Consider the following 13,428-nt stretch of genomic DNA (forward strand, 5'->3'; position numbering starts at 1 on the left):
CTCACACCACCGGCTTCACGCCCGGCAGCGCCTGCACCAGTTCGCGGAACCTGGTGCCGCGGATTTCGAAATTGCGGTACTGGTCGAAGGAGGCGCAGGCCGGTGACAGCAGTACGACCGCATCGCTAAGACCTGATGCCTCCGCATCGCGCGCGGCATGCTCGACGGCGACGTCGAGGGTCTGGCTGATCTCATGCGCGACCGCGCCCAGCGTTCCCGAAAATTCCTGCGCGGCCTCGCCGATCAGATAGGCTTTTCGGATGCGCGGGAAGAAACCCGTCAAACCCGTGATGCCGCCGGCCTTCGGCTTGCCGCCGGCGATCCAGAAGATGTCGGCAAACGACGACAGCGCATGCGCGGTCGCGTCGGCATTGGTGCCCTTGGAGTCATTGACGAACAGCACGTTGCCGCGGCGGCCGACCTGCTCCATGCGGTGGGCAAGGCCGGGAAAGCTGCGCAGGCCGTTCTGTAACACATCGAGGCTGATGCCCATGGCGAGCGCGGCGGCGGCGGCGCACGCCGCGTTCTGCGCGTTGTGCAGGCCGCGCAGCGAGCCGATGCCGCCGAGCGCGGCGACCTCGCTGCGGGCGCCGCCCGAGGCGCGCACGATGTTGCCATGCTCGACATAGATGCCGGAGGCGAGCGGGTTTTTGACGGAAATGCGCATCACGTTCTTGCCGGCGCGGTCGAGCCGGTCGGCGACATCACGGCTATAGCCGTCGTCGACACCGACGATCGAGGTGCCGCCCGCCTGCACACCAGCGACGAGGCGCTCCTTTACCGCTGCGTAGTGCTCGATCGTACCATGCCGGTCGATATGGTCCTCGCTGACATTGAGCAGGATGCCGACGGAGGGATCGAGCGAGGGCGTGAGGTCGATCTGGTAGGACGACATCTCGATGACGTGGACACGGCCCATGCGCGGCGGCTCCAGCGACAGGATCGCGGTGCCGATATTACCGCCCATCTGGGTGTCGTAGCCGGCGACTTTCGTCAGGTGCGCGATCAGCGCCGTCGTGGTCGACTTGCCGTTGGTGCCGGTGATGGCGACGAACGGCGCGTCGGGTGCGTGGCGGCGCCGCTCGCGGCAGAACAGCTCGATGTCGCCGATCACCTCGACGCCCGCTTCGCGCGCCTTCAGCGCGCTCCAATGCGGCACCGGATGCGTCAGCGGCACGCCGGGCGCGAGCACGAGCGCGGCGAAATTCGCCCAGGAGACGTTGCGCAGATCGGCGGTGATGAAGCCGGCCTGCGCGGCTTTGGCGACGTTCTCGGCATTGTCGTCGGCGGCGATCACCTCGGCGCCGCCCGCCTTCAGCGCGTGGCAGGAGGCGAGCCCCGAGCCGCCGAGGCCGAACACCGCGACGCTCTTGCCGGCGAAGGATGTAATCGGGATCATCGCGAGACCATCACCGCAGCTTCAGCGTCGAGAGGCCGGCCAGCGCCAGCATCACCGAGATGATCCAGAAACGGATCACGATCTGCGGCTCGGTCCAGCCGAGCTGCTCGAAATGATGATGGATCGGCGCCATCCGGAAGATGCGTTTGCCGGTGAGCTTGAACGACACCACCTGGACGATGACCGAGACCGCCTCCAGCACGAACAGGCCGCCGATCACCGCGAGCACGATCTCGTGCTTCACCGCGACCGCGATCGCACCGAGCATGCCGCCGAGGGCGAGCGAGCCGGTGTCGCCCATGAAGATCGAGGCCGGCGGGGCGTTGAACCAGAGGAAGCCGAGGCCGGCGCCCAGCAGCGCGCCGCAGAGCACCGCGAGCTCGCCGGTGCCGGCGACATATTTGATCTGGAGATAGTCGGCGAACACGGCGTTGCCGGCGAGGTAGGCGATCATCGCAAAGCTCGCGGTCGCGATCATCACCGGTACGATTGCCAAGCCATCGAGGCCATCGGTGAGGTTCACGGCATTGCCGGCGCCGACGATGACGAAGGCGCCGAACACCACAAAGAACCAGCCGAAATGCAGCACGGTGTCCTTGAGGAACGGGATCGTCAGCGCGGTCGAGGCGGGATCGCGGTTCAGCCGCACCAGCGCGTAGCAGGCAACCAGCGCGATAACCGCCTCGATCAGAAGGCGAAGCTTGCTGCCGAACCCGGTCGTGGTCTGCTTGGTCACCTTGAGGTAATCGTCATAGAAGCCGACGAAGCCGAAGCCGAGCGTCACCGCCAGCACGATCCAGACATAGGGGTTGAGCGGATTGGCCCACAGCACCGTGCCGACGGTGAGGCCGGACAGGATCATCAGCCCGCCCATGGTGGGCGTGCCCTTCTTGGCGAGATGCGATTGCGGGCCGTCGAGGCGGATCGGCTGGCCCTTGCCCTGACGGATGCGCAGATGGTCGATGATCCAGGGCCCGAACAGGAACACGAACAGCGCGCCGGTCACGACTGCGCCGCCGGTTCGGAAGGTGATGTAGCGGAAGACGTTGAAGAAGGTGCGAACGGCACCGAATCCCGGAAATGTGTTGGAAAGCTCGATCAACCAGTAAAACATTCAGACGGTCCTATGGCGCCTTTGCACACGCAGCCTTAGCCTTGTTCCTGGCCTTTATCTTGGCCTCAACGTGCCTCACGGGCATTCGCTGGTTTTCGTCATGGGTCGCGCGACCTCTGGGAAAACGGACGGCTTCGCGCCACAAAGGGTGAGATTCGGGAACAGCGCCTTCCAAGCAGTTTACGCCTTCGCCTGCAAGGCGGCCACCAGCCCCGGCACAAACTTGTTGACCCAGAACATCTTCTTGCTGCCCTTGACAACCACGACATCCCCTGCCTTCAGCAGGCCCGCAACCTCGCTCGGCTTCAACGTGGCGGGATCATCGTGCCAGCCAAGGCCCTTGCCTGATGGCAGCACGTCATAGAGATGGCGCATCAAGGGACCGACGCAGTAGACGCCGTCGATGCCTTCGAGATATTTGGCAAGGCCGGTGTGATAGTTCGGGGCGTCCTCGCCCAGTTCGAGCATGTCGCCGAGAACCGCGATGCGGCGGCCATCACTCACGTGGCGCGCCTGGAGGCTTTGCAGCGCAGCCGCCACGCTGGCCGGATTGCCGTTGAAGCTGTCGTCGATCACGGTGATATCGCCGACCGCCTGCTCGACGCCGCGGCCGGTCATGATGCCGACGCGGTCGAGCTTGATCGCGAGCGTCGCGACGTCGAGATGCGCAGCATGAACCGCGGCGAGCGCGGCCAGCGCATTGTGCACCCGGTGCGGCGCGCCAGGGGTGAGGCTGAAGGCGATCTCCTTCCTGCCGATTGCGGCCACGATCTGCCAGCTCTCGCCGTGGGGCGCATGCGCAACCTCGTGCACCTCGGCATGCTCGCCGCCGAAGCGCACGACCTTGCCCTTCCATTCGGGCGCCTTGATCCCGGCCGGCAGCACCAGCACACCATTCTCGGGCAGGCCGAGCGCGATCGATACCTTCTCGCGCCGGATGGCTTCCAGCGAGCCGAGCTTTTCCAGATGCACGGGCTGCACGTTGACGACGAGCGCGACCGTCGGCCGCGTCAATTCGCTGAGCCGCGCGATCTCTCCCTGCTGGTTCATGCCCATCTCGACGACCCAGAGGCTGGCATCCCGCCTGGCATTGCACAGCGTCAGCGGCACGCCCCAGAAATTGTTGAAGCTCGACGGGCTCGCATAGGCGTTCGGATAGGCGGCGAGAAATTCCTTGGTGCTGGTCTTGCCCGCGCTTCCGGTGAGTCCGATCACCGGCCCATGGAAGCGCGCGCGTGTGACACGTGCAAGGCCCCAGAGGCCGTCGATCAGCGTGTCCTTGACGACGATCTGCGGGATGCGGATGCCTGCGATCTCGTGCGGCACGATCATCGCCACCGCGCCAGAAGCCTCCGCCTTGTCCGCGAACTCCCAGCCGTCGCGCGCGCTGGCGAAGGCCGAGACGAAGCCGCCGCTCGGCGTGCCGCTGAGCGCGACGAACAGGCTGCCCGGCTTCACCAGCCGGCTGTCCTGCGTGACAAAGTCGATTCCCGTGTCCGGGAATGATCCGGTGACACCCAGCGCACGCGCGACTTCGGCAACCGTCCATATTGGCGCGCTCATGCAACCCTCGACGCTAGTGCGGCGGCAACCGCCTCGTGATCACTGAAGGGCAGAACCTCTCCGCCGACGATCTGCCCGGTCTCATGGCCCTTGCCGGCGATGAGCAGCGCATCGCCCTCTTCGAGTTCCTCGATCGCGGCGCGGATCGCCTCGGCGCGGTCGCCGATCTCGCGGGCGCCCTTAGCCGCGGCGAGGATCGCGGCGCGGATGGACTCCGGCTTCTCGCTGCGCGGATTGTCGTCGGTGATGATGACGGCGTCGGCGTTCTCGGCCGCGATTTCACCCATGATCGGACGCTTGCCGGCATCGCGGTCGCCGCCGGCGCCGAACACGACGACCAGCCTGCGCTTCGCATAAGGCCGCAGCGCCTGGAGCGCCTTCGCCAGCGCATCGGGCTTATGCGCATAATCGACGAAGATCGGCGCGCCGTTGCGCTCGCCGACGCGCTCGAGCCGGCCCTTGGCGCCTTCGAGATGTTCGAGACTTGCGAACACATCTGCCGCGTCGCTGCCGGTGCCGATGGCAAGGCCGGCCGACACCAGCGCGTTCTCGATCTGGAATTCGCCGACCAGCGGAAGCCGGATCGCGTAGCCCTTGCCGCGATGTTCGAGCGTGAGCTTCTGCGAGAAACCTTCGACCACGGCCTCCGTGAGACGGATGCCCTCGCCTGCTCCGTCGCCGTTGCGGCCGACCGCCATGACGCGCAGGCCGCGCGCCCTGGCGGCCTCGATCGCTTGGGCCGAGCAATCATGATCGGCCGAGATCACTGCGGCGCCGCCCGGCGGCACCAGCTCGCGGAACAGGCGGAGCTTGGCGGCGAGATAATGCGCAACGCTCGGATGATAATCCATGTGGTCGCGCGAGAGATTGGTGAAGCCGCCGGCGGAGACGCGCACGCCGTCGAGGCGATACTGGTCGAGCCCATGCGAGGAGGCCTCGAAGGCGAGATGGGTGACCCCGTCGCGCGCGATCTCATCGATCTGCCGGTGCAATGCGATCGGATCCGGCGTCGTCAGCGAGCCGTAGACGGTGCGCTTGGGCGAGACCAGGCCGATAGTGCCGATGCTGGCGGAGGCATGCCCCAGCCGCTCCCAGATCTGACGTGTGAAGGCGGCAACCGAGGTCTTGCCGCTGGTTCCGGTCACGGCGGCGATCGTGGCGGGCTGCGCCGGGAAAAATCTTGCCGCAGCCAGCGCCAGCGCGCGGCGCGGATTGGCGCTCGTGATGAACGGCACCTTGCAGGCGGCCGGTGCGTGGTCACCGGCGACAGCCACAGCGCCGGCAGCGACCGCGGCATCGACGAAGCGGGCGCCGTCGGTCTTGCTGCCTGCCAGCGCGAAGAAGAGATCGCCCGGCTTGACCGCGCGGCTGTCGAGCGCAACGCCGCTCACCTCGAGCGCCGCGGCAGCCGGCTCGATGAGGGCATCATTGCCTAAGAGGTCGCGCAGCTTCATGGTCTTCCAGTCGACATGCCCTGCCGGAAAGCCGAATCCCCAAGGAAAATCCCGACTCAGCAGCGGCGATGGCCCACCCGGTTGATTACTGGGTTGTCCTGGATGCTGCAAGAATAAGGCGGTCCGCAGGCGGCAGGTCGAACCGTGGCTCGACGCCGAGAAGCGGCGCGATCCGCTCGATCACCTTGCCGCCGGTCGGCACCGCGTTCCAGCCCGAGGTGATGAAACCGTGCGTCTCCGGCAGCGCCTGCGGCTCGTCCAGCATGACGAGGACCTGATATTTCGGATCATCGCACGGCATCACCGCCGTGAAGGAATTGAGCACGCGCTTCTTGGCGTAGCGACCGTTGATGACCTTCTCCGACGTGCCGGTCTTGCCGCCGACATAGTAGCCCTTGACGTCCGCCTTTCTCGCCGATCCGACTTCGGCATTGAGCCGCATCAGGAACCGCATCTTGTCGCTGGTCTCCGTCTTGATGACACGCTTGGCCATCGCCATGGCTTCGGATTCGCTGCGCTTCATGAATGTCGGCGGAATCAGATAGCCGCCGTTCACGAGCGCGTTGATGCCCATCACCGCTTGCAGCGGCGCCACCGACAGGCCCTGGCCGAACGCGGCGGTGACCGTGTTCAGCTCGCTCCAGCGCCGCGGCAGCAGCGGCGCCGCGCTCTCCGGCAGTTCGGTGCGCAGCCGTGTCATCTGGCCCATCTTGGCGAGGAACGCCTTGTGCGCCTCCACGCCCTGGCCGAGCGCGATGCGCGCCGCGCCGATGTTGGACGAGTAGGTGAACACTTCCTTGGTGTTGATGAAGCGGCCGAGCGGATGACTGTCGTGGATCGTGAATTTGCCGTAGTGCAGATTTCCGCGCGCGTCCCACATCGAGTTCAGATTGATCTTGCCGGAATCGAGCGCCATCGCCAGCGTGAACGCCTTGAAGGTCGAGCCCATCTCGTAGACGCCGGTGGTGAGACGGTTGATGCGGTCGGGATCGTGCGCTTCCTTCGGATTGTTGGGGTCGAAATCGGGCAGCGAGACCATCGCCACGATCTCGCCGGTCTTGACGTTGGAGACGATGCCGGACGCCGCCTTGGCGTGGTACTTCTCCTTGGCCTTGAGCAGCTCGTCGCGCAGCGCGTGCTCGACGCGCAGATCGACCGAGAGCTCGATCGGCTTCTGCAGCCGGTCGGTGGCAAAGCCGGCGCGATGGAGATCGGCGAGCCCCTGGTTGTCGAGCCACTTCTCGAGGCCGGCGATGCCCTGATTGTCGATGTTGACGAGACCGATGATGTGGGCAACCTCGTTGCCGGTCGGATAGACGCGCTTGTTCTCGCGCAGGAAGCCGATGCCGGGAATGCCGAGCTTGTGGATGGCCTGCTGCTGTGCCGGCGTGACCTCGCGCTTGAGCCAGGCGAAGCCCTTGCGCGACCTCAAGCGCTCGCGCACCTCGGCCTCGTCGAGGTCGGGAATGGTCGCGGTCAGGAGCTCGATCGCCTCGTCCTTGTCGATGATGCGGCGCGGCTCGCCGAACAGGCTCGCCGCCTTGACGTCGGTCGCAAGGATCGCGCCGTTGCGGTCGACGATGTCGGGCCGCGCGGTCGCAACCACCTCCTGCGCCGCGGCGCGGCGCGCCCCGTGGGCGTCGGCGCCGATCGCGAACATCACGAGCCGCCCCCCGATCAAAGCGTAGACCGAAGCGAAGGCGAGTATCGCAAGGCCCACGCGCGCGCGCGCCTTTGCTGCGCGATCGACATTGCGCCCGTAGAGCAGGCTGCGGATCAGCCGCTGCCGCCAAGGCTCGGTCGACTTCTCGGTCGACTTTTCGATTGGTTTTGCAGGCGTTGCCGGGCTCATTGCTTGTCCTCGGGCTGAGGCACGGAGCCCGTCACCGTATCGGCATCGCTCGCGGCTTCGATGACGTTCAGCATGGCCCCGATCGGATCGGGTTCGCCCGGCCTGAACATCCGCGGCGGGCGCTCCGGCAGATTCTTCAGCGAGTCATATTGCGTGCCGTTGACCGGCTTGAGGTGCAGATGCCGGTCGGACAGGCCTTGCAGCCGCAGCGGGGCATCGAGCTTTGCCCACTCGGCCCGCAGCGCCGCGATCGCATCGCGCTGTTCACGGATCTCCGCATGCAGCCGCAGCACCTTCTCGGTGCGCGCCGTCGAGTCCATTTTGATCCGGTAGACATGGGCCGCCGCGAAGATCAGCGCACCGATGACGAGGAGGTGGATGATGCGCATGCGCTAGCCACCCCTCATCACATCGGAGAGTTTCGGCCAGGGCGACGCCTCGTCGGTCTCATGCGCCGGTGCCGAGGTGCGCTCGGCGGCGCGCAGCTTGGCGGAGCGCGCGCGCGGATTACCCGCAACTTCGTCTTCACCGGCGACGACTGGCCGCCGCGTCAGAACCCGGAAGCTCGGCGTCACTTGCGCCACCTCCGGCAGATGCCGCGAACCGCCGCCGGTCCTGGAGCGCTCGGCGAGAAAATTCTTGACGATGCGGTCTTCCAACGAATGGAACGACACGACGACGAGGCGGCCGCCGGGCTTGAGCATGCGCTCGGCCGCAGCGAGCGCCGTCTGGAGTTCCTCGAGCTCCTCGTTGACGAAGATGCGCAGCGCCTGGAACGTCCGCGTCGCCGGATGAATGTCTCCCGGCTTTGAGCGAACCACCCTTCCGACGAGGTCGGCGAGCGCGCGCGTGGTGATGAACGGGGTTTCCTGCCGGTCTGCGACAATGGCGCGGGCGATGCGGCGCGAATGCCGCTCCTCGCCGAGGAGATAGATGATGTCGGCGAGATCGCCTTCCGACGCGCGCGCGACGACGTCAGCCGCGGTCGGGCCCGTTTGCCCCATCCGCATGTCGAGCGGACCGTCGAGGCGGAAGGAGAAGCCGCGGCCGGCCTGGTCGAGCTGCATCGAGGACACGCCGACATCCATCACGACGCCGTCGATCGCCTCGACGCCTTGCGATGCGCAGACCTCGGCAAGGTTGGAGAAGCGGTCCTCGACCAGCGTCAGCCGGCCCGTGGAGCGTTCGACCAGTTCGGCACCGGCCGCAATCGCGGTGCGGTCCCGATCAATGGCGATGAGTCGGGTTCCCGGCACCTCGAGGATCGCGCGGCTATAACCGCCCGCACCAAAAGTGGCGTCGACGTAAACGCCGCCCTCGCGCGGAGCGAGATGCACGATGGCCTCACGGCCAAGAACGGGGATATGCGGAACCGGGCTCATGCGCGCTGCCTGCCGACCGCCCGGCCTGACATGCAAGCGAGATCGGGGACGAACAAGCCCATAACGCCTCGAATCATTGCGCGTCGCGGCGGTTCCACGACAAAGCCCTTGTCCAGTATGGTTACCGAGCCCGGTCGTCCCCGGCCACCAACCCAGTGTTCCCAGTGGAATTTGTCGGGCAGCCATGGGATTCCGAGCCAAAATACGCTTTGGCCGCCTCCGGACGCGGGTCGGCTCTTCATCCCTCAGTAACGGCGCTTAGCGTTAAGAAAGCGTTGCTCGACTCGATACAACTCGTAAAGGTGACGAGCGGGGTGATGCTTCATCCACACACATCGGCAAAATGCATCCGTTAACCGCGCCGCGCGATTGCGCGCGGTGGAGGGTAAAGGAATAGTAAAGAGAAGGGCTTGCCCCACTCTCCGTCAGTTCGAGCTGCTCATGCCCTCCGGTTCGTCCACACCGTCTGGATCCGATTCGAAGCGTCAACGTGTTCTCCCGGTTCCCAAGGCCGTGGCAAGCCTGCGGACCTTCGAGCCCGACTCATCGATCGTCTCGGACATCATCCCCTCGCCCAACCATGGCGAGCGCAACAAGGGACGGCAGCCGGACATGATCGTGCTGCACTACACCGGCATGCCCGATGTCGAGGGCGCGCTGGCACGACTGTGCACGGCCGGCACCGAAGTCTCGGCGCATTATGTCGTGCTGGAGGACGGCCGCATCGTGCAATGCGTGCCCGAGGCCAAGCGCGCCTGGCACGCCGGCGTGTCCTCCTGGGCCGGCGAGGACGACATCAACTCCTGCTCGATCGGCATCGAGATCATCAATCGCGGCCACGACTGGGGCTATCCGGAATATCCGCTGCGCCAGATCGCCGCCGTGATCGCGCTGTGCCGCGGCATCATGCTCCGCCGCAAGGTGCCGGCCCACCGGGTGCTCGGCCATTCCGACGTCGCGCCCGCCCGCAAGAAGGATCCCGGCGAGAAGTTTCCGTGGCATTCGCTGGCCAATTCCGGCGTCGGCCACTGGGTCACGCCCGCCCCGATCGTGCGCGGCGAGACTCTGATGCTCGGCACCATCAGCGACGCCGTGCTGAGCATGCAGCAGGCGCTCGCCAGATACGGCTACGGCGTGCCCCTGAACGGCAAATACGACGCTGCGACGATGGAAGTCGTCACCGCCTTCCAGCGCCATTTCCGTCCGGCGCGGCTCGATGGTGTCGCGGATCATTCGACGCTGTCGACATTGCGGGCACTGCTGGCGAGCTTGCCGGAGGAAGGGACGGCGGTGGCGTCGAAGTGACGGCCTGGCCTCCCCGTCATTGCGGAGTGTATGGCCCCTACCCCATCTCCCTCATCCGCCGTGCATAGAGCCGCCGCAACGGCTCGAGCTGCGTTGCGTCCGTCGCCGCGTGATAGGCATCTCGCGCCTCATCCTTGCGGCCGAGCCGCCGCAACAGATCCGCCCTCACCGCGGGCAACAGCTCATAGCCGCGAAGCCCGCCGCGCGCAGTGATCGCATCGACGAGAGCGAGCGCACGTGCCGGCCCATCAACCATCGAGACCGCCGCGGCATGGTTGAGTTCGACCACCGGCGACGGGTTGATGCGCAGCAGCACCTCGTAGAGCCCGGCGATCTGCGGCCAGTCGGTCTGCTCGAAGCTCGGCGCGCGCGCATGCAGTGCGGCGATCGCGGCCTGCACCGCGTAAGGCTGCGGCCGGGCGGGCACGCGCAATGCGTCCTCCACCAGCCGCAGGCCCTCCTCGATCTGCGCGCAGTCCCACAGCGAGCGGTCCTGCTCTTCGAGCAGCACGATGTCGCCGGCCGGCGTCTCGCGCCCGGCGCGGCGCGCGTCGTGCAGCAGCATCAACGCCAGCAGGCCCTTGATGCCGGCGCGATCGGGCATCAGCTGGTCGAGCAGGCGGCCGAGCCGGATGGCCTCGGCCGCAAGATCGGGCCGCATCAGGTCCGCGCCCTCGGTCGCAACATAACCTTCGGTGAAGACCAGATAGATCACGGCGAGCACGCCATCGAGCCGCGGCGCCAGCGCGTCGCGCTTGGGCACCTCATAGGGGATGCCGGCAAGCCTGATCTTCTGCTTGGCGCGGACGAGCCGCTGTGCCATTGCCTCCTCGCCCACGAGGAACGCGCGCGCGACCTGCGCCGTCGACAGCCCGCAGACCGTGCGCAGCGTCAGCGCGACCTGGACCTCGGGCGCGAACGCGGGATGGCAGCAGGTGAAGATCAGCCGCAGCATGTCATCGTCGAGCGTTGCCGGCGGCTCGTCGGGGCCCAGCGCGTTCAGCTCGAGCTCATGCACCAGCGCCTGCTGCTTGCCGCGGAAGACGGCCTGGCGGCGGATGCGGTCGATCGCTTTGTGCTTGGCGACATTGACCAGCCAGGCGCGCGGATTCTCGGGGACCTCAGACCCCGCCCAGCGGTCCAGCGCGACGGCAAAAGCATCCTGCAGCGCGTCCTCGGCAAGATCGAAATCACCGACGAGACGGATCAGCGTGGCGAGCGCCCGCCCCGCCTCGTCGCGGAAGATTTTGTCGATCTCGCCCGGGATCATGTCACGCGGTCACTTAACTCCACTGTCATTCCGGGGCGCGACGCAGTCGCGAACTCTGGTGCGCAATTGCGCACCTGAGAATCCCGAAGCTGGGAGCGAGATTCCGGGTTCTCGCTTCGCGAGCCCCGGAATGACGGCTTCGCCGTCACTTCTCATACACCCAGATCGGCCGCACCTCGATCGAGCCGATGCGTGCGCTGGGAATCCGCGCCGCGATCTCGATGGCCGCATTCAGATCCTTGGCTTCGATGAGATAGTAACCGCCGAGCTGCTCGCGCGTCTCCGCGAACGGACCATCGATCGTCAGCGTCTTGCCCTCGCGCACGCGCACCGTCGTCGCGGTCGTGGTCGGCTGCAAGCGGTCGCCGGCCTTGAAATTGCCGCTCTGGATGATGCCTTGGGTAAACGTCTGGTATTCGGCCATCAGCTTCTGAGCCGTGGCCGCGTCGTTCTTCGCGTACTCGACTTCGTTCTGGTAGATCATCAGCAGATATTGCATCGCTTCACTCCTGTTGTTCGGCTGGGTCGCCGACATCCAGTCGAACGGACCACGCGCCAAACGACATCTTCAGGATAAATTATTTCGGACCGCCGGTGCGGAGCGATATCGGCTTGACGAAACCGTCACAAATGCCCATGCGTTGTCGGTCAGTCGGCCGGACGGCCGCTCCGGCAGGTGCCGAAAGGCCGCCGGGGAGGAAAGTCCGGGCTCCCTTGACATGCGGTGCCGGATAACGTCCGGCGGGGGTGACCCCAGGGAAAGTGCCACAGAGAACGAACCGCCCGCCTTCGCCCTCAGGGGCTTCGGAGCGGCAAGCCCTCGGGCCTGTCGTGCCGTAGCAGCGCAAGCTGCGTAGGTGGGTAAGGGTGAAAAGGTGCGGTAAGAGCGCACCGCGGTTCCGGCAACGGAGCCGGCATGGCAAACCCCACCGGGAGCAAAACCGAATAGGGACGGCTTAAGCGGGCTGTTCGCGAAAGCGATAACGCCGCGGGGCGATGTCAGGCTCGCCGTCCGGGTAGGTTGCTCGAGGCCATGTGCAAACACGGTCCCAGAGGAATGGCCGTCACGTATCGTTCGCGCAAGCGGACGGTGCCCTACAGAACCCGGCTTACAGGCCGGCTGATATTCTAAAGCGTTTTCGAGCGAAGTGGTTTTCCGGTTCGCGTGAAGAAAACGCGTCTTACTGAGAGAGTGACGAGGGGTTCGGTGCCAACGCATCGGACCCCTCACCATTTTGGCCGGGCGTCCCGCCATTCAACCGCTGTCTTGCCGGGACTCGCTGAGCGAGAACCCGGAATCCATCGGTCGGCAGAGACGGAGGAGAGATGGATTCCGGGTTCGTGCTGCGCACACCCCGGAATGACGGCGAGAACTAGGCAACGATCGCCTTCAGCACCGCCATCAGCGCCTCCGGCGCCGTCACGTTCGGCGCGTGGCTCGCGTCGAGCTCAAAATAGCGCCAACCGTCCTCGTTCTTCGTGCGCCTCGCAAACTGCCCGAACACGTCGCCCGGCGGGATGCGCGTGCAGTAGATGTAGCTGCGCGGCATCGCCGGCTCGCCGTGCTCGAGCCTCAAGCGCGTCTCGAAGCATTTGATCGGCATCGGCACGCGGCGCGCGTTGAGCCAGTCGAGATCGGCCTGCAGCGTGTCGGGCGGCGGCGGGTTTGGCGGGATGCGGTAGCCGTCACCGGAGTTCGCTGCCTTGCGCATCGGCTCGCGGCCGGCCTCATTGAGATCGAACAGCGATTGGCCATCACGTGGCACGAAGGCGTCGAGATAGATCAGCTGGGTCACGCGCTCGCGCGCGCGGTCGGCAACGCCGGTCGCGACCATGCCGCCATAGCTGTGGCCAAGCAGCACGATGTCGCTGAGATCCTCGAAGGCGATGACGTTGAGAATGTCCTGCATGTGCGTTTCCAGATCGATCGCGGGGCTCGCGAGATGCGCGCGCTCGCCGAGCCCGGTGTAGGTCGGCGCCACCATGCGATGGCCGGCCTGCGCCATCAGCGGATGCATCTTCTTCCAGGCCCATCCGCCGGACCACGCGCCATGACAGAGCAGGAAAGTCTTCGCGTCTGCGGCCATCG

Annotated in this window: 11 protein-coding genes and 1 other RNA gene; 2 read left to right on the top strand and 10 right to left on the bottom strand. The window is 66.1% G+C overall.

The features are described 5' to 3' along the window. Position 1 precedes the first annotated feature (1 nt). From murD to rsmH, 7 genes are all read right to left on the bottom strand, one after another. On the bottom strand, positions 2-1,399 hold the full coding sequence (gene murD / locus ABIG06_RS03740) for a UDP-N-acetylmuramoyl-L-alanine--D-glutamate ligase (RefSeq protein ID WP_370134327.1): 1,398 nt from the start codon (positions 1,397-1,399) through the stop codon (positions 2-4). 10 nt (positions 1,400-1,409) lie between these two features. Continuing rightward, positions 1,410-2,513 carry a phospho-N-acetylmuramoyl-pentapeptide-transferase gene (gene mraY, locus ABIG06_RS03745; protein ID WP_124160017.1) on the bottom strand — a complete coding sequence of 368 codons (1,104 nt, stop codon included), beginning with the start codon at positions 2,511-2,513 and terminating at the stop codon, positions 1,410-1,412. A 180-nt stretch (positions 2,514-2,693) separates the two neighbouring features. Beyond that, positions 2,694-4,076 carry a UDP-N-acetylmuramoyl-tripeptide--D-alanyl-D-alanine ligase gene (locus tag ABIG06_RS03750; RefSeq protein WP_370134329.1) on the bottom strand — a complete coding sequence of 461 codons (1,383 nt, stop codon included), beginning with the start codon at positions 4,074-4,076 and terminating at the stop codon, positions 2,694-2,696. After that, positions 4,073-5,530, bottom strand: a complete 1,458-nt coding sequence (locus ABIG06_RS03755) for a UDP-N-acetylmuramoyl-L-alanyl-D-glutamate--2,6-diaminopimelate ligase (protein ID WP_124160019.1) — start codon at positions 5,528-5,530, stop codon at positions 4,073-4,075. The genes ABIG06_RS03750 and ABIG06_RS03755 overlap by 4 nt, the downstream gene beginning before the upstream one ends. A gap of 85 nt (positions 5,531-5,615) precedes the next feature. Beyond that, entirely contained in the window at positions 5,616-7,382 is a 1,767-nt protein-coding gene (locus ABIG06_RS03760) for a peptidoglycan D,D-transpeptidase FtsI family protein (RefSeq protein WP_370134330.1), read from the bottom strand. Then, the gene (gene ftsL / locus ABIG06_RS03765) at positions 7,379-7,771 is read right to left on the bottom strand and encodes a cell division protein FtsL (protein WP_124160021.1); all 393 of its coding nucleotides are present in this window, start codon (positions 7,769-7,771) and stop codon (positions 7,379-7,381) included. The genes ABIG06_RS03760 and ftsL overlap by 4 nt, the downstream gene beginning before the upstream one ends. A gap of 3 nt (positions 7,772-7,774) precedes the next feature. After that, entirely contained in the window at positions 7,775-8,764 is a 990-nt protein-coding gene (gene rsmH, locus ABIG06_RS03770; RefSeq protein WP_370134332.1) for a 16S rRNA (cytosine(1402)-N(4))-methyltransferase RsmH, read from the bottom strand. A gap of 441 nt (positions 8,765-9,205) precedes the next feature. Between rsmH and ABIG06_RS03775 the strand changes: the two genes are divergently transcribed. Next, positions 9,206-10,069 (top strand): N-acetylmuramoyl-L-alanine amidase, encoded by an 864-nt coding sequence (locus ABIG06_RS03775; protein WP_199751449.1) that lies wholly within the window; start codon positions 9,206-9,208, stop codon positions 10,067-10,069. A 37-nt stretch (positions 10,070-10,106) separates the two neighbouring features. Here ABIG06_RS03775 and ABIG06_RS03780 read toward each other — a convergent pair whose 3' ends face one another. Both ABIG06_RS03780 and ABIG06_RS03785 read right to left on the bottom strand, forming a co-directional pair. After that, the gene (locus ABIG06_RS03780; protein ID WP_370134334.1) at positions 10,107-11,339 is read right to left on the bottom strand and encodes an RNA polymerase sigma factor; all 1,233 of its coding nucleotides are present in this window, start codon (positions 11,337-11,339) and stop codon (positions 10,107-10,109) included. 145 nt (positions 11,340-11,484) lie between these two features. Beyond that, positions 11,485-11,838, bottom strand: a complete 354-nt coding sequence (locus ABIG06_RS03785) for a YciI family protein (protein WP_370134337.1) — start codon at positions 11,836-11,838, stop codon at positions 11,485-11,487. A gap of 149 nt (positions 11,839-11,987) precedes the next feature. Between ABIG06_RS03785 and rnpB the strand changes: the two genes are divergently transcribed. Beyond that, an RNA gene (gene rnpB, locus ABIG06_RS03790) (RNase P RNA component class A) lies at positions 11,988-12,467 on the top strand. 245 nt (positions 12,468-12,712) lie between these two features. On the opposite strand, the gene ABIG06_RS03795 is transcribed toward rnpB, so the two are convergent. Continuing rightward, positions 12,713-13,426, bottom strand: a complete 714-nt coding sequence (locus ABIG06_RS03795; protein WP_370134338.1) for an alpha/beta fold hydrolase — start codon at positions 13,424-13,426, stop codon at positions 12,713-12,715. Between the last annotated feature and the right edge of the window lie 2 nt (positions 13,427-13,428).

The sequence above is a fragment of the Bradyrhizobium sp. USDA 326 genome, assembly GCF_049739485.1.
In the GTDB taxonomy this organism is placed as follows: domain Bacteria; phylum Pseudomonadota; class Alphaproteobacteria; order Rhizobiales; family Xanthobacteraceae; genus Bradyrhizobium.